The organism is Rhodococcus phenolicus, assembly GCF_001646785.1.
GTDB classification, from domain to species: Bacteria; Actinomycetota; Actinomycetes; order Mycobacteriales; family Mycobacteriaceae; genus Rhodococcus; species Rhodococcus phenolicus.
Window position 1 is genome coordinate 175,109 of sequence record NZ_LRRH01000001.1, and the last position, 16,078, is coordinate 191,186.

General features: G+C 71.0%; 16 protein-coding genes. 3 read left to right on the forward strand and 13 right to left on the reverse strand.

The window, feature by feature from the left end:
- Nucleotides 1-407 precede the first annotated feature (407 nt).
- Nucleotides 408-701 carry a WhiB family transcriptional regulator gene (locus A8G15_RS00885; protein ID WP_068154485.1) on the forward strand — a complete coding sequence of 98 codons (294 nt, stop codon included), beginning with the start codon at nt 408-410 and terminating at the stop codon, nt 699-701.
- 78 nt (nt 702-779) lie between these two features.
- Here A8G15_RS00885 and groL read toward each other — a convergent pair whose 3' ends face one another.
- Complete coding sequence (gene groL, locus A8G15_RS00890; RefSeq protein WP_068154367.1) at nt 780-2,396, reverse strand: chaperonin GroEL; 1,617 nt, start codon at nt 2,394-2,396, stop codon at nt 780-782.
- Nucleotides 2,397-2,481: 85 nt separating this feature from the next.
- Nucleotides 2,482-2,784 (reverse strand): co-chaperone GroES, encoded by a 303-nt coding sequence (groES, locus tag A8G15_RS00895; RefSeq protein WP_068154369.1) that lies wholly within the window; start codon nt 2,782-2,784, stop codon nt 2,482-2,484.
- Nucleotides 2,785-3,093: 309 nt separating this feature from the next.
- On the opposite strand from groES, the gene A8G15_RS00900 reads away from it, so the two are divergent.
- Nucleotides 3,094-4,659 (forward strand): Hsp70 family protein, encoded by a 1,566-nt coding sequence (locus A8G15_RS00900; RefSeq protein WP_082899574.1) that lies wholly within the window; start codon nt 3,094-3,096, stop codon nt 4,657-4,659.
- A 10-nt stretch (nt 4,660-4,669) separates the two neighbouring features.
- Here A8G15_RS00900 and tsaD read toward each other — a convergent pair whose 3' ends face one another.
- The 8 genes from tsaD to glmS all read right to left on the reverse strand — a co-directional run bounded on the left by tsaD (nt 4,670) and on the right by glmS (nt 13,039).
- Complete coding sequence (gene tsaD / locus A8G15_RS00905) at nt 4,670-5,701, reverse strand: tRNA (adenosine(37)-N6)-threonylcarbamoyltransferase complex transferase subunit TsaD (RefSeq protein WP_068154372.1); 1,032 nt, start codon at nt 5,699-5,701, stop codon at nt 4,670-4,672.
- Entirely contained in the window at nt 5,698-6,177 is a 480-nt protein-coding gene (gene rimI / locus A8G15_RS00910) for a ribosomal protein S18-alanine N-acetyltransferase (RefSeq protein ID WP_068154375.1), read from the reverse strand. Before rimI ends, tsaD begins: the two co-directional genes overlap by 4 nt.
- Nucleotides 6,174-6,839, reverse strand: a complete 666-nt coding sequence (tsaB, locus tag A8G15_RS00915; protein ID WP_068154487.1) for a tRNA (adenosine(37)-N6)-threonylcarbamoyltransferase complex dimerization subunit type 1 TsaB — start codon at nt 6,837-6,839, stop codon at nt 6,174-6,176. The genes rimI and tsaB overlap by 4 nt, the downstream gene beginning before the upstream one ends.
- A 61-nt stretch (nt 6,840-6,900) precedes the next feature.
- Nucleotides 6,901-7,389, reverse strand: coding sequence for a tRNA (adenosine(37)-N6)-threonylcarbamoyltransferase complex ATPase subunit type 1 TsaE (gene tsaE, locus A8G15_RS00920; RefSeq protein ID WP_425415049.1), 489 nt, complete (start codon nt 7,387-7,389; stop codon nt 6,901-6,903).
- Nucleotides 7,390-7,408: 19 nt separating this feature from the next.
- Nucleotides 7,409-8,467, reverse strand: a complete 1,059-nt coding sequence (locus A8G15_RS00925; protein ID WP_068154380.1) for an alpha/beta fold hydrolase — start codon at nt 8,465-8,467, stop codon at nt 7,409-7,411.
- On the reverse strand, nt 8,464-9,645 hold the full coding sequence (alr, locus tag A8G15_RS00930) for an alanine racemase (protein ID WP_068154490.1): 1,182 nt from the start codon (nt 9,643-9,645) through the stop codon (nt 8,464-8,466). The genes A8G15_RS00925 and alr overlap by 4 nt, the downstream gene beginning before the upstream one ends.
- A 58-nt stretch (nt 9,646-9,703) precedes the next feature.
- Nucleotides 9,704-11,149, reverse strand: a complete 1,446-nt coding sequence (locus A8G15_RS00935; RefSeq protein ID WP_068154382.1) for an NAD(P)H-hydrate dehydratase — start codon at nt 11,147-11,149, stop codon at nt 9,704-9,706.
- Between the two features lie 24 nt (nt 11,150-11,173).
- The gene (gene glmS / locus A8G15_RS00940) at nt 11,174-13,039 is read right to left on the reverse strand and encodes a glutamine--fructose-6-phosphate transaminase (isomerizing) (RefSeq protein ID WP_068154384.1); all 1,866 of its coding nucleotides are present in this window, start codon (nt 13,037-13,039) and stop codon (nt 11,174-11,176) included.
- A 114-nt stretch (nt 13,040-13,153) separates the two neighbouring features.
- Here glmS and A8G15_RS00945 point away from each other — a divergent pair, with 114 nt between their 5' ends.
- Nucleotides 13,154-13,999: a dienelactone hydrolase family protein gene (locus A8G15_RS00945; RefSeq protein ID WP_068154387.1), complete on the forward strand. Its 846-nt coding sequence runs from the start codon at nt 13,154-13,156 to the stop codon at nt 13,997-13,999.
- Here the strand turns inward: A8G15_RS00945 and A8G15_RS00950 are convergent.
- The 3 genes from A8G15_RS00950 to A8G15_RS00960 are packed head-to-tail and all read right to left on the reverse strand — an operon-like array spanning nt 13,972 to nt 15,976.
- Nucleotides 13,972-14,157, reverse strand: a complete 186-nt coding sequence (locus A8G15_RS00950) for a hypothetical protein (protein ID WP_068154388.1) — start codon at nt 14,155-14,157, stop codon at nt 13,972-13,974. The genes A8G15_RS00945 and A8G15_RS00950 overlap by 28 nt on opposite strands.
- Nucleotides 14,154-15,605 carry a hypothetical protein gene (locus A8G15_RS00955; protein WP_068154390.1) on the reverse strand — a complete coding sequence of 484 codons (1,452 nt, stop codon included), beginning with the start codon at nt 15,603-15,605 and terminating at the stop codon, nt 14,154-14,156. Before A8G15_RS00955 ends, A8G15_RS00950 begins: the two co-directional genes overlap by 4 nt.
- On the reverse strand, nt 15,602-15,976 hold the full coding sequence (locus A8G15_RS00960; RefSeq protein WP_156665216.1) for a hypothetical protein: 375 nt from the start codon (nt 15,974-15,976) through the stop codon (nt 15,602-15,604). Before A8G15_RS00960 ends, A8G15_RS00955 begins: the two co-directional genes overlap by 4 nt.
- Nucleotides 15,977-16,078: the final 102 nt, after the last annotated feature.

Below are 16,078 nucleotides of genomic sequence, written 5' to 3' on the forward strand. Positions count from 1 at the left end.
TTCGCTTGCCGTTTACAACCCGTTAATTCCAAACATACTGCATGTACGCTAATGCCCTCCGGGCGCGGGCACGAGGGCGCACACCGGCGCAGACCAGGAGCAGAACAGGAGGACATCGATACAAACCCGCAGGTGGACCGCGCGCCGGGGGAATTGCCGGAATCGACCCGGACACCGCTCGCGGCCATGGTCGATCGTCAGCCAATCATGATCCGGTCACGAAGTAAACATTTCCCAGGTTAATTCTCGGCGTGAGGGATATGGAGTTTCCCACGCAACGAAAGTATTGACGCGAATTGTGTCGCGCTTTTACGGTGGCGGTGCTCGAAAGAATGATCGGCCGGGACACCGTTCCCCGCCGCCGGTCCGCTCGCACCAACGCGAGCATGCTGCAAAGGAGTGCCACAATGCCTGCACCACATCACTTGCCCGGCCCCAACGCGGATATCTGGGATTGGCAGATGCACGGATTGTGTCGCGGCGTGGACTCCTCGATGTTCTTCCATCCGGACGGTGAGCGCGGCCGCGCACGTGCCCAGCGGGAGAGCCGCGCGAAGGAAATGTGCCGAAGCTGCCCCGTGATCGCGCAGTGCCGTGAGCACGCCCTCAATGTCGCCGAGCCGTACGGCATCTGGGGTGGAATGTCCGAGACGGAGCGCGAGATGTACGCGCGGCACAGACGCCGCCGGATCGCGGTGTGACCGCGCCGTTCCGACCACAACGACGAAGCCCCGCCCGGGAGATGTTCCCGGGCGGGGCTTCGTGTGCGCCGGCGTGGCCTAATGGGCGTGGCCGTGACCGTGACCGGCCTCGGCAGCTTCCTCGGGCTTGTCGACGACCGCGCTCTCGGTGGTGAGCACCATCCGGGCGACGGACGAGGCGTTCACGACCGCCGAACGAGTGACCTTGACCGGGTCGACGACACCGTCGGCGAGCAGATCACCGTAGGTGAGCGTCGCGGCGTTGAAGCCGTGTCCCTTCGGGCTCTCGGCGACCTTGGAGACCACCACGGCGCCGTCGAGACCCGCGTTCGCGGCGATCCAGAACAGCGGTGCCGACAGTGCCGTCCGCAGAACCGCGACACCGGTGGCCTCGTCACCCGACAGGGACGCCTCGAGCTCGGCGAGCTCGAGGGACGCCTGCACGAGCGCCGAACCGCCACCGGGGACGATGCCCTCCTCGACGGCGGCCTTGGCAGCGTTCACCGCGTCCTCGACCCGGAACTTGCGCTCCTTGAGGTCGGTCTCGGTTGCCGCGCCGACCTTGATGACGGCCACGCCGCCGGCCAGCTTCGCGAGGCGCTCCTCGAGCTTCTCCCGATCCCAGTCCGAGTCGGTGGCTTCGATCTCACGACGCAGCTGCCCTGCGCGCTCCTCGATCGCCTCGGCGGTACCGGCGCCGTCGACGATCGTGGTGTTGTCCTTGCTGACCACGACCCGGCGCGCGGAACCGAGCAGCTCGAGTCCGGCTTCCTTGAGGGAGAGACCGAGATCGGAGTTGATGACGGTACCCGCGGTGACGACGGCGAGGTCGTCCAGGAACGCCTTGCGGCGGTCGCCGAAGTACGGCGCCTTGACCGCAACTGCCTTGAGGGTCTTGCGGATCGCGTTGACGACCAGCGTCGACAGCGCCTCACCCTCGACGTCCTCGGCGATGATCAGGACCGGCTTGCCGGACTCGGCGATCTTCTCGAGCAGCGGCAGGAAGTCCGGCAGCGAGCCGATCTTCTCGCGGTACAGCAGGACCAGGGCGTCCTCGAGGATCGCCTGCTGCGCGTCGATGTCGGTGACGAAGTACGGCGACAGGTAACCCTTGTCGAACTGCACACCCTCGGTGACGACCAGTTCGGTGCTCAGCGTGGAGGATTCCTCGACGGTGACGACGCCGTTCTCGCCGACGGTGCTGAGGGCCTCGCCGACCAGCGCACCGATCTCCTCGTCGCGGGACGAGACGGTCGCGACCTGCGCGATGGCCTCCTTGCCCTGCACGGGGGTGGCGAGCGCGAGCAGCGCCTCCGCGACCTTGTCGGCCCCCTTGGCGATACCCGCACCGAGCGCGATCGGGTTGGCGCCCGCGGCGACGTTCTTCAGACCGGCCTTGACCAGAGCCTGCGCGAGGACGGTCGCGGTGGTGGTGCCGTCACCGGCGACGTCGTTCGTCTTCGTGGCGACGCTCTTGACGAGCTGCGCACCGAGGTTCTCGAACGGGTCCTCCAGCTCGATCTCCCGGGCGATGCTCACACCGTCGTTGGTGACGGTCGGGCCGCCGAACGCCTTGGCGAGCACGACGTGCCGCCCGCGCGGGCCGAGCGTGACCTTGACGGCGTCGGCGAGGCGGTCGACACCGCGCTCGAGCGCGCGCCGCGCGGTCTCGTTGAACTCGATTTGCTTGGACATGTTCTCCGACTACTCCTGTCGAATTTCTCCGGAACGGACTCCGCCCCGGGTCCTGTGAGGAACTCCGGGGCGGAAGACACGCGACTTACTTGGCGACGACGGCCAGCACGTCGCGAGCCGACAGGATCAGGTACTCCTGGCCTGCGTACTTGATCTCGGTTCCGCCGTACTTGCTGTAGATGACGACGTCGCCTTCCTTGACATCCAGCGGGATGCGCTTGTCGCCATCCTCGTCCCAGCGGCCCGGGCCGACGGCGACGACGGTGCCCTCCTGGGGCTTCTCCTTCGCCGTATCCGGGATGACGAGGCCGGAGGCAGTCGTCGTCTCGGCCTCGTTGGCCTGGACGAGGATCTTGTCCTCGAGCGGCTTGATGTTCACGCTCGCCACGATGAGCCCTCCACTTTCAGGGGTACTTTGGTCCGAGAACCTGTGTTCCCGGACTCGGATTCGTTCAGTCACCACGGTGACTCCGTGCGAGGTCCCGTCGTCGCGGGTGCCGGGCCGACGCTCGGTGTCACTAGCACTCTATACATGCGAGTGCCAGCACTCAAGGCTTGCGGGCGCTTGCTCGTCCTCAGCGAACATCGCGAGCCTTCTGTTACGTTCGGATAACAGAGATACGGAGCGTGACCATACGGTGACCTTTCGAGGAGCAGACGAGCTCCTTGGCCCCCGGTCACGCACGGGAGGTGGACAATGCGCACGTCGCTGGGGATCTCCACCGGAGCATCCGGAGTGGGATCCGCGCTGGTGATCGACACACCGGAAGGCCGGATCACCGAGTACCGCGAACTCGCAGCCGACACCCACGCTCAGCGCGACGTCGGTGACCTCGTCTTCGACGCGGTCACCCTGATGACGACCCAGGTCTCCGACCTTCCGAAGCCGGAAGTCGTGACGGTCGCCTACCGGACCGCCGAACAGGCCGACTCGGTCCGCGCCGCGGCCATCCGCGAAGGCCACCTCGTACGGCTGATCCCGGAGACCGCCGCGGTCGTCACCTATCTGCACGACACCGGCCTGGCGAGCACCGAGGGCGCGATCGCGGTCGCCGACATCGGCGCCTCCGGGATGAGCGTGTCGATCGTCGACCACACCGACGGCACGGTCCTGCACGCCGACCGCACCGACGCGGTCGGCGGCGAAAGGATCGGCAACCGGCTCCGCGAGCACGTCCGGAAGTCGACGGACGGCGTCCGCACCCGCATGCCGGTCGACGCCGAGTTGCTCTCCGCCCGGTGCCTGGGGGCCCTCGAGACCCTCGCGGTCGCCGACACCGCGCACATCGAGATCGGTGAGGCCGGACCGGGTGTCTCCGTCACCGTCACCCGCGCCGAGTTCGACGAGCTCGTCGCGGACCTGGTCGGCGCGGCCGCCGAGTTCACCGCGCGGACCTGCGCGGCTGCCCCGGCATCCCCCGAGGTCCTCGTCCTCGTCGGCGGCACCTCGTCCGTTCCGGCCCTGGCCGCAGCGGTCACGGCCGCGTTCGGCGGTCGGGCCGTCACGGTCGACGATCCCGCGACCGTCGCCGCACACGGTGCCGCCTACCTGGACGAGCATCCCCACCTCGACCGCTACCCCCTCGCCGGGGGCCCGGAGGCGGGCGCCGCGCGCTCGTCGGGCCGCACGGCCGGGGCACTCGTCGGCGCGCTGGTCGTCGGAGCACTCGTCGCCGGTTACGCGACCGATCGGATCGGGGAACCCGGGCCCACCGACCGGCCCGTCTCCCCCGCCGGCTCCACCGACTCGGTGCTGCCGCCCCCGCCGGACACGGTCGTGCCCGACGCGACGGCTCCGACCGAGACACGCATCCCGTCGTTCGATCCGGTACCCACCCGTGTTCCCTCGAACGGCGGCACGACCGAGGAGGACGAAGCGCCCCGGACCCGGGTGTCCACGACCCCGCCCACGACCGTGCCGGAGACCACGACGTCCCCGCTGCCGGCCGAGTCGACGTCGGAGGCACCCGACCGGGACAGTGACCGACCGGAAACGACAACGCCGGGCACGTCGACGCCCGAGCCGACGACCCCACCGGTCACGACCACACCACCGACCACCACACCCGACCCCGGTTCGACGACGACACCGGTGCCGCCTCCGGAGGAATCGGCCGGACCGGAACCCGCTGCGCCGGAGACCGATGCGCCGGACGAGAGCCCTGCACGCCCGGCCGATCCGGGCACGGCAGCTCCGACGCTCACGCCGACCGAGGTCATCACGCCGGAGACGTCGACGGCCGGAGCCGCGACGGACGAGTGAGCCCGGAGGCTCACACCTGGTGCACGGACACCGGCAGGCCGGGATCGGTGGCGGCGGTCAGCAACGACGGCTGCGCGCCGCCCGCGATGAGGTGGGCGCCGAGCGCCGCGATCATCACACCGTTGTCGGTGCACAACCGCGGGCGCGGCACCCGCAAGGTGATCCCGGCGGCGTCGCATCGTTCCCGGGCCAGCGAACGCAACCGTGAATTCGCGGTCGCGCCGCCGCCGAGCACGAGCGTGTCGACCCCGACATCCTGGGCCGCGCGCACCGCCTTCATCGTGAGCACGTCGGCGACCGCCTCCTGGAATCCGGCCGCCACATCGGCGACCGGAACCGGCTGCCCGGCGCGTTCCAGCGCTTCGACATGCCGTGCGACCGCGGTCTTCAGACCGGAGAACGAGAAGTCGTGACGCGCGTCGCGCGGTCCCGTCATCCCCCGCGGGAACACCACCGCGGTCGAGTCGCCCTGCTGGGCCAGCTTGTCCAGCACCGGACCGCCCGGGTATCCGAGGTCCAGCAGCCGGGCCACCTTGTCGAACGCCTCCCCTGCCGCGTCGTCGACGGTGGTACCGAGCTCGACGATCGGCTTGCCGATGTCCTCGACGTGCAGCAGGTGGGTGTGGCCCCCCGAGACCAACAGCGCGATGCACGGTGGCATCGGGCCGTTCTCGAGGGTGTCGACGGCGACGTGCCCGGCCAGATGGTTGATCGCGTAGAACGGTACGTTCCAGGCCGCGGCGTACGCCTTGGCGGCGGCGACCCCCACGAGCAGGGCACCGGCCAGGCCGGGCCCGATGGTGACGCACACGGCGTCGGGTCTGTCGATGCCGGCGGCAGCGAGTGCCCGCCGCATCGTCGGGACGATCGCCTCGAGATGCGCGCGGGACGCGATCTCCGGCACCACACCACCGAAGCGGGCATGCTCGTCGACACTCGACGCCACCTCGTCGGCGAGCAGTTCGAGCGTGCCGTCGCCGACCCACCGGACGATGCCGACACCCGACTCGTCGCACGAGCTCTCGATGCCCATCACGATCACGGCTTTGGCTCCTCTCGCCGGTCCGGCCGACACATGGTGTACGCGTCGGCGCCGCTCGGCTGGTAGTAACGCTTCCTGGTGCCCACGATCTCGAAACCCTCCCGCCGGTACAACGCGATCGCGGGATCGTTGTCGGTCCGCACCTCGAGGAACACCGGGCCGCCCCACGCGTCGGCGACCCGCAGCAGTTCATCGAGCAGCGCACCCCCGATACCGCGTTGCCGCAGTTCGGGGTCGACGCCGATCGTGTGCACCTCCGATTCGGGATGCACACCGGTGCCCAGCCGAGCCAGTCCGGCATACCCGATCAGGCGGCCGTCGTCGTCGCGGGCGGCGACGTAATGGTTGTGCGGGGACGCCAGTTCCGACCGGAACGCGTCGGCGCTCCACGGGTCGTCCCCGGGAAACAGGACCTGTTCGAGTTCCGCGCAACGCTCGACATCGTCCGGGCGCAGCGCGTCGACGAGCACGCTCATTTCTTCCGGGCCGCCGTCTCCACCGCGTCCGGCCGGCGCAGGTACAGCGGCACCAGCGGCTGCGGCGCGGCCCCGGCGATCAGTTCGGGCGCTGCCGCCGTGACCAGCCCGGCCGGGGACGGCGTGTGCACCGGCGCGGTGGGCAGGTCGAACAGTTCGGCGTGGGCCGGCGAGCCGGCGACCCGCTGCGACGGCGCGGCCGTCAGGTCGGCGGGTTTGCGCACGTCGGGGCCCTCCACCCGGCGTCCGCCGGAGTATCGCGCCCAGTACACCTCGCGGCGCCGCGCGTCGGTGACGACGAGCAGGTCGGGACCGTCCGGATCCGCCGCGTACACGTCGGCGGCGAGTGCGTCGAGGGTGCACACGCCGTGCACGGGGATGCCCAGCGCGTCACCGAACGCGGCGGCCGTCGCCATCCCGACGCGCAATCCGGTGAACGGTCCCGGACCGACCCCGACGACTATCGCGTCGAGGTCCGCCGGTTCGCATCCCGCTTCGGCGAGACATTCGAGGATCTGAGGAGTGAGGATCTCGGCGTGGGCCCGTGGGTTGTCGGTGACCCGCACTGCGACCGTCTCGAGGTTCTGCGCGGCGCCGGTGTCGAGGCGGACCAGCCCCGAGGTCACGGCAGGGGTGGCGGTATCGACGGCGAGCACAAGCACGATTACCCAGGATACCGCCACCATGGACGGGCGCCGCGGCGGGGAAGGCCGGTCCGAGCCGCTAACCCACCCAGCCCCAGGTGGCACGGCGCACATCGGATTCGGGATCGCGCCGCAACCGGACGCGCAGATGCCGGTCGGTCAGCTTCTCGACGAGCCCCTCACCCCATTCGACGACGACGACCGCGGCGGTCAGATCGGTGTCGAGATCCAGCGCGTCGAGTTCGTCGAGGGCACCCGGTCCGTTGCCGAGCCGGTAGGCGTCGACGTGGACGAGCCCCACCGGTTCCCCGTGGGGTCGCTCCCCCGGCCGATGTTCACGAGCGATCACGAACGTCGGCGACGTGACCCTCCCCTGCACACCGAGGCCTGCGGCGATCCCCCTGGTCAGCGCGGTCTTGCCGGCACCGAGGGGTCCGTCGAGCACCACCAGGTCCCCGGCCTTCAGGCTCGCGGCGAGCCGGCGGCCCAGGGCCTCGGTGTCCTCGACCGTCGGCAATTCCGCGTGCTCCTCCGGCACGGACGGTTCAGACACGGCTGGTTCGGACACGCCGTCACCTTTCACGTTGTCAGACACCGACGGCCCGCCGGTTGCGCGCGTCGTGCGCGAAGGCCCGCTGGACGAGCCGGTCCACGGCCTTGGACACGACCTCCGGGAACTCGAGCTGCACGAGGTGACCGGCACCCCGCACCCGCTTGAGTTCGCAGTCCGGCAACTCGGCGGCCAGAGCCTCGGAGCTCGCGAACGGGATCACCATGTCCGCGTCACCGCACAACACCAGCGTCGGCACCGTTCCCAGCGTCGGCAACGCCGCGGACTCGTCGTGCAGCTCGAGGGTGCGCAGAAAGTTCACGACGGTCAGCACCGACGTCTCGTTGAGCATGCGGTCGGAGAACTCCACCAGCCGCGGGCTCACGACCGTGCCGTACGACGCGGCGCGCAGGATCGGCGAGACGATCGCCTTCGCGGTGCCGCGGGCGAACTGCACGAATCCGGGCGCGGTTCGGGCGGCGTAGCGGAACGCGTCGATCACCGGGTTCTCGAGATTGCGTCCGATCCCGGACTTGCTGAGCCCGGCCGCGGTGGTCGCGAGCAGGCCCACCCCCACGATGCGGGAGTCGAACAGGTCGGGTCGCTGCGCGGCGAGCGCGATCACGGTCATGCCGCCCATCGAGTGCCCGACGACCACGACCGGGCCGCCCGGCGCGGTCGCGTCGATGACACGGCCGAGGTCGCGACCGAGCTGGGCGATGGTGCAGGACTTCGAACCGGCGGCACCGGATTCGCCGTGGCCGCGCTGGTCGTAGAACACCATGCGCACGTCACGGCCCCACCGCTGTGCGAGGTAGCGCTGCTGCAGGTGCCAGGACTGCATACGCAGGCAGTATCCGTGGACGAACACGATGGTCAGCGGCGCGAGCGACGAACCGAATTCGCGCACCGCGAGGTCCACGCCGTCCTCGGTGGTGACGCTGCGCTTGGGTGCGGCGAGCATCGCGTCGAAGTCCTCGTCGGCGTAGATCTCGGGGGCGGGCATTCCCGCGGACCGCACCGCGTATAGGCCGGCGGCGGAGGCGAGTGTGGCCAGGCTCGCGCCGAGCAGCCCCATCCTGCCCATCATGCTCATTCCGTCCCGCCTCCTTCTCCACCGACGTAGGTCCGCACGGTGCGCCCGCCCACCCCGGTCACGACCTCGTAGTTGATCGTGTCGAGCAGGTCCGCCCAGTCCTGGGCGTTGGGCTCGCCGTGGCGTCCGTCACCGAAGAACAACGCATGATCACCCTCGCTTACTCCACCGCCGTCCGGTCCGAGGTCGACCACGATCTGGTCCATGCACACGCGGCCGAGCTGAGGGCGACGTCGGCCACCGAGCTGCACCTCGAAGCGGCCGCTCAGGTTCCGGCGGATCCCGTCCGCGTATCCCATCGGCAGCACCGCCACGGTGGTGTCGATGGGAGCGATCCAGCGGTGCCCGTAGGACACACCGGACCCTGCGGTCACCTTCTTCACGAGCGCCACCCTCGTCCGCAACGTCATCACGGGCCGGAACCCGTAGTCGCCGATCTCCGGAATCGGGGACAGTCCGTACATCGCGATTCCGGGACGAATCATGTCGAATCGCAGGTCGGGACGGGTGACGGCGGCCGCGGAGTTCGACAGGTGAACCACCTCGGGCGGCATGCCGTGGCGACGCAGATCGGCGACGGCCTCGACCAGCCGGTCCCGTTGCGAATCGATCTCGGGGTGGTGGAGTTCGTCGGCGTGCGCGAGGTGGGAGAACGTACCGCGCAGCCGGACCGCGCCTTCGGCGTGGGCTCTGCCGAGGTCGCGGAGGAAGCCCGGCCACTCGTCACGGGCGACGCCGCCGCGGTTGAGGCCGGTGTCGACCTTCACGGTGATCACGGCGGTGACTCCGCTGTCACGGGCGGCCGCGACGATCGAGGCGAGGTGGCGCGGCGAGGAGACTCCGAGTTCGACACCGGCGACGATGGCGGGTGCGTAGTCGGCGTCCGGTGTGTGCAACCAGGACAGCACCGGTGCGTCGATGCCCGCCGACTTCAGTTCCAGTGCTTCGGTCAGAGTGGTGACGCCCAGTTCGCGCGCGCCCGCGGCGAGCGCGGCTTTCGCGACCGGCACCGCCCCGTGGTTGTAGGCGTCCGCCTTGACCACGGCCATCACCGCCGCGTCCCCGGCGTACTCGCGCAGCAGGCGAACGTTGTCCGCGACCGCATCCAGGTCGATCACCGCCTCGGCCTGGGGCTGGGCGTGACGGTGCTGTTCCTGGGTGCGTTCTGCCGTGGTCATGATCTTCGATCCTGCCACTGTCGGATTCGAGAGCCGCGCGCTGGTGGTTGAGTTCGGATCACGATTCGGACATATGTGCCCGCAGCGTGCGCACTGCGGCCCTGACCTGCGTCAGGATCGCGCTCGCCGAGACGGGAGCAGCTCCGTCGCGGTCGTGCGCGGCGAGGTTCGCGGCGAGCGCGTGCGCCCGGGCTCCGGCCGCCGCGGCGAGATCGGGAGCCATCCCGGCCGACATCAGCGCTCCGATCAGCCCGGACAGCACGTCGCCGGCGCCGGCCGTCGACGCCCACGAACCACCCGCGTCGTTGACGAACACGTGCCCGTCGGGACGGGCGATCAGGGTCGCGCGGCCCTTGAGCAGCACGTGGACGTTCCAGTCCGCCGCGAGCGCACGCACGGCGGCGACCCGGTCCGGTTCCGGCCGCGCACCGGTGAGCCGGGCGAATTCACCGGCGTGCGGCGTGAGCAGGGTCGGGGCCGTGCGGTCGCGCACCGGCGACGGATCCTTCGCGAGCAGCGTCAGCCCGTCCGCGTCGACGAGCACCGGCAGGTCGGTGGCCAGCACGTCCCGCAAGGTCCGCGCGGCGTTCTCGCCGGTGCCGCCGCCCGGCCCGACGACCCAGGCCTGGGCGCGCCCGGCCGCGGCGAACGACGGCGCCGCGACGACCTCCGGATACCGGGCCAGAACCGCGTCCGCTGCCGTGCCGGCGTAGCGGACCATGCCGGACGTCGCGGCGACCGCGGCGCCGGTGCACAGCACACCGGCACCCGGATAGGTGTCACTGCCCGCGATGATGCCGACGACCCCCTGGCTGTACTTGTCGTCGTCGGGCCCGGGGATCGGCCAGATCGCCCCGACCTCGGCGGGTTCGGCGGCCACCAGGTGAGCCGCCGGCAGGTCCAGGCCGATGTCGACGAGTTCGACGCGACCACAGCGCGCCGCGGCGAGCACGTGCACCGGCTTGAGGGCACCGAACGCGACGGTGACCGCGGCGGTGACCGACGGGCCGTCGACCGCGCCGGTGTCGGGGTCGACACCACTGGGGGTGTCGACCGCGACGATCGGCGCGGTGATCGCGTCGACCAGCGTTGCGGCCGCCGGCCGCAGCGGGCCACGCCCGGAGATTCCGACGATCCCGTCGAGCACCAGATCGGGTTCGCCGACAGCGTCCGGGACCGCAGGCGCAACGCGACCGCCCGCGACCCGCAGGGCGGACAACCCGTCCGGATGGGCGCGATCCGGGGCGAGCAACAGCGCGGTCACCGCGACCCCGCGACGGCGCAGGAACGCGCCCGCCCACAACGCGTCACCGCCGTTGTCTCCGGAACCGACGAGCAGCACCACGCGCCGCCCGGCGACCCCGCCGGTGCGCGACCGCAGTTCCGCGGCGGTGACCCGGGCGAGGCCGTGCGCGGCCCGCCGCATGAGCGTGCCCTCGGGCAGCGACGCGAGCAACGGCGCCTCGGCGGCCCGGACCCGGTCGCACGGGTGGTAACTGCGCATCGCCGCTCCGATCGGAGTACGGGTCTATTCGACCGTCACGGACTTGGCCAGGTTGCGGGGCTTGTCCACGTCGTAGCCGCGTGCCTGCGCGACCTCGGCGGCGAAGACCTGCAGCGGCACCGTCGACAGCAGCGGCTGCAACAGCGACGGCGACGACGGGATCTCGATGAGATGGTCGGCGAACGGCCGCACGGTCTCGTCGCCCTCTTCGGCGATGACGACGGTGCGCGCGCCCCGGGCCTGGATCTCCCGGATGTTGCTGAGCAATTTGCTGTGCAGCACTGCCCGGCCCTTCGGGGACGGCATCACCACGATGACGGGCAGACCGTCCTCGATGAGCGCGATGGGGCCGTGCTTGAGTTCACCGGCCGCGAAGCCCTCCGCGTGCATGTACGCGAGTTCCTTGAGCTTGAGGGCACCTTCGAGCGCGACCGGATACCCGACATGGCGGCCGAGGAAGAGCACCGCCGGCGACGCCGACAGTTCCCGTGCGAGATCCCGCACCGGGTCCATCGTGGTGAGCAGCTGCGCGATCCGCTCAGGCATCGCGGCGAGATCCTCGTACTCGCGGGCCACCTCGTCCGGGTACTTGGTGCCGCGGGCCTGCGCGAGCGCCAGGCCGACGAGCAGGTTCGCCGCCATCTGCGCGAGGAACGCTTTCGTCGAGGCGACGCCGATCTCGGGACCGGTGCGGGTGTAGAGCACGGCGTCGGCCTCGCGCGGAATCTGGGCACCGTTGGTGTTGCACACCGCCAGCACCCGCGCCTTCTGCTCCTTCGCGTGCCGGACGGCCTCGAGGGTGTCGGCGGTCTCCCCGGACTGCGAGATCGCCACGACCAGGGTGGACCGGTCCAGCACCGGGTCGCGGTAGCGGAACTCGGAGGCCAGTTCCACCTCGACAGGCAGGCGCGTCCAGTGCTCGATGGCGTACTTGGCGACCAGCCCGGAGTGATACGAACTGCCGCACGCGACGACGAACACCTTGTCGATGTCGCGCAGTTCCTGATCGGACAGCCGCTGCTCGTCGAGGACGATCCGGCCGTCGACGAAGTGCCCGCGCAGCGTGTCGGCGACCGCCTCGGGCTGTTCCTCGATCTCCTTGAGCATGAAGTAGTCGTGGCCGCCCTTCTCGGCGGCGGCGAGATCCCAGTCGATCGTGAACGGCTGCGTCGGCACGTCGGGGTTGCCGTCGAAGTCGGTGACCTCGTAGGAGTCCTTCGTGATGACGACGACCTGGTCCTGCCCCAGCTCGACGGCGTCGCGGGTGAACTCGATGAACGCCGCGACGTCGGAGGCGATGAACATCTCGCCGTCGCCGACCCCGACGACCAGCGGCGTGGAGCGGCGGGCAGCGACGATCGTGCCGGGATGGTCGGCGTGCGCGAACACGAGCGTGAACGCGCCCTCGAGACGGCGCAGCACGCTGCGGGCGCTCTCCACGAAGTCCCCGGCGGTGGGACCGTCGGCGTAGGCACGGGCCACCAGGTGCACGGCGACCTCGGTGTCGGTGTCGGACGCCAGCTCGACACCCTCGTGCTCGAGTTCGGCGCGCAGCGGCGCGAAGTTCTCGATGATGCCGTTGTGGACGACCGCGACGCGGCCGGTCGCGTCACGGTGCGGGTGCGCGTTGCGGTCGGTGGGCCGTCCGTGGGTCGCCCAGCGGGTGTGTCCCATGCCGGCGGTGCCGGCGAAGCCGTCCCTGCCGACCTCGTCGAGCTCGGCCTCGAGGTTCGCCAGCCGCCCGGCCTTCCGCTCGACGGCCAGCCCGCCGTGCCCGTCCAGGATCGCGATCCCCGCCGAGTCGTAACCTCGGTATTCCATTCGCCGCAGTGCCTCCACCACGACGTCGAGAGCATTGCGGTGCCCGACATAACCCACGATTCCGCACATGGTTAGCAGGGTACTGGGCGACGACCGGGCGGTAACAACTCGTCGGGAGCTCGCCGGTCCGGCCCGCGGCCGGTGACGTGCCGGGCCGCCGCGCGATCCGCTAACGTTCACGCCGTGGCGGCGAACCCGAAATCCCTGGCTCAGCAGCTCTCCCGGCGCGGACCGCATTCGGTCCTGCGTGGCGACCTGGCGCTCGCCGGTCAGCCAGGCGTCGTCTACACCCCCGCCGAAGGCTTCGGGCTGCCCGCGGTGGCGTTCGGTCACGGCTGGCTGACCGGAACCTCGGGCTACTCGGGTCTGCTCGAGCACCTCGCGTCGTGGGGCATCGTCGCCGCGGCGCCGAACACCGAGCGCGGGCCGGTGCCGTCGGCGCTGGGTCTGTCCACCGACCTGATCACCGTCCTCGACATCTGCACGAGCGTCCGGCTGGGGACGGGCCGGATCAGCGTGCGCCCCGACCGTGTCGCCGTGGCCGGTCACGGACTGGGTGCGGGGGCGGCGGTCCTGGCCGCGTCCCGGCGCGACGTGGCCGCGGTGGCGTCGCTGTTCCCGGCTCCGACCGCGCCTTCCGCCGCGGCCGTCGCAGCCGGGATCGGGGTGCCCGGTCTGGTCCTCGTCGGCGCGAAGAGCCTCGGCTCCCTGAACAGCGACGCGGTCGCGGTCGCGCAGGCGTGGGATGGCGACGTGCTGTTGCGCTCGGTCCACAAGGCCTCCGACGACGGTCTCGTCGAGGGTCGCAAACTGTTGTCGTTCATCGGGCTCGGCGGGGGTGAGCGTCGCACGCAGCAGCGCACCCGTGCGCTGCTCACCGGGTTCCTGCTGCACCGCCTGACCGGGGACAAGACCTACGCGTGCTTCTCGGACCCGGAATCGGAGATCCCCGGGTCCGACGTGATCGCCGACCCGTCGCTGATCGAATCCGATCCCGCCGCTCAGATCAGCCAGCTCTTCGGCCGGTAGTACGGCTCCTCATCGTCCGGTTTCCGCGCGCCTTCCCGGGGTCGGGGCGTGACCGGCTCCGGCAACCGCCGGGGCCTGCGCACCTCGTCGAGGTCACCGAGCCGGCGGCCGGCCGCGGCGCGATACTCGGCGACGATCCGCTCGATCTCCGCGTTCACAGCGGTCCCGCCTCGGGGAGGATCACGCCGCCGTCGGGCCCGAGCTCGGCCGGGTCCGCGGGACCGCGTGCGGCGGTGGGCACATCGCCGGAGTTCTCCGGTGCCGGGCCGGTGCGGCGACCTCGCCCGGAGGCCGGGGCGGACACACCGGAACCGGGCACGAGAGCAGGGGCCGGTTTCTCGGCGGCCGGATCCGCTCGACCGGTCTCCACGGTCGAGACCGGCGCCATCGGGCCCGAGGCCGCCGTCGGTCCCGACGGTGACGTCGCGAGCCCGTCCACCGGTTCGGTGCCGGTGGCCGCGACCTCGGGTTCGGCGGCGGGTGACTCCGAGATCGGCGGTGTCGATTCGCGGGCCGGGCCGGGCACCGGTTCGACCGGCGCACTGTGTTCGACCGGCGCACTGTCCGAGAGTTCGCCGGTCGTGGCCTCGACGGCAACGGTCGCCCCCTCGACCACCGTGGTGGCCCCGTCCACCATTGCCGCTGCGAGTTCGACGACGGCGCCGGTCAGCTCACCGACCGCCGCAACCAGCTCGAGCCCCGATTCGACGAGCGAGACACCCGCACGCACCACATCCGACGAGGACGCACCGGACGATCCCCACGCGGGCACGACCCCCCCGCCGGATTCGAGGGCGCGGCGACCGTCGGACGGCCTGTCCGTTCCGATACCGCCCGTTCCGATGCCGTCCGTTCCGATACCGGGGAACCGATGCTCGTCGAGACTCTCGAAGACGCGGGCCAGCTCGTCGAACACTGCCCCGATCGCGCGGTCGGCGTCGTCGCACAGACCCACGAACACGCCGACGGCGCTCTCGACACCCGGAGCGAACACCTCGCGCAGCCATCGGGCACACCACCGCGCCGCCGCCTCCGCATCCACGACGAGGCCGGTGGACCGGTGAGCGAGTTGTTCGACGACCGGGCCGATGCCCGCACCCGACGCGCCGGCGAGAACCGCATCGACCTCGGCCGGGCCCAGACCGTCGACCCTCACGTCGGCGAACGATGATGCGGCACGGGACTTCTCGTCGACGATCGTGAAAATCCCGGTGGCCGCACCGGCCAGCGTGTCACCGAGGACACCGACCGTCTCGTGCAGTCGCCGCGACCGTTCGACGTGGGCGGCGAGTGGTTCGGACGCCGAGCACCCGGCACGCCCCTCCCACACCGCCGGCACCGTAGCGAGCCGTGCGCGCTGCTCGTCGGCACCCGAGCCGACGACGGACGACAGCGTCTTCATCACGTCCGCGTCGGACGCGAGCCGCGCGATGTCGAGGCCGCGCTGCGCGTCGTACCGGTCCGTCAGGTCCGGCACCGTGACCGTCGGCACCGCACCGATGCGATGTGCCCGCGGGAGGAATTCGACGAAGAACCGAAGACCGACGGCACCGGCATCGAGGAGGGCGTCGACGCCGGCCGAGCCGACGCTGGGTGCGACGGTCACCGCGGATCCCCCGCGCCGGGGTCGATACCGGTGAGCGCCGCCGCCTGCCGCTCGGCCTCGTGCCCGTAGCGGTCGGCGGTGCGACCCAGCAGGTCCGCGGCGCCGGACGCTTCGTCGCACCACGCCTCCAACACACGCCGCAGCCGGCGGTATCCCGCGTCCACCACGTCTCCGCGATCGCGATAGCCGGGGCCGGCCGCGCCGGCGTCGAATCCGAGTCCGCCCATCGTCCGCTGCCACTGCCGCTCGGTGCCGGTGACCGCGCGAACGAGACCGGCCGCGATCGCGCGCATCGCCGTCACGTCGACGCTCACGCCTCCGGTGGGCGGCCCGTTCCCGGCCGGCCCGGCGGTCGTTCCATCCTGCCCCACGTGCACCTCCCCGCCGGTGCCGCCACCGTGGCAGCGCCGTCGTAGGGATTGGACGCAGCCGCGGGTCCAGCGGTTCCCGTCTCACCCGGGGAACTGCCAGCC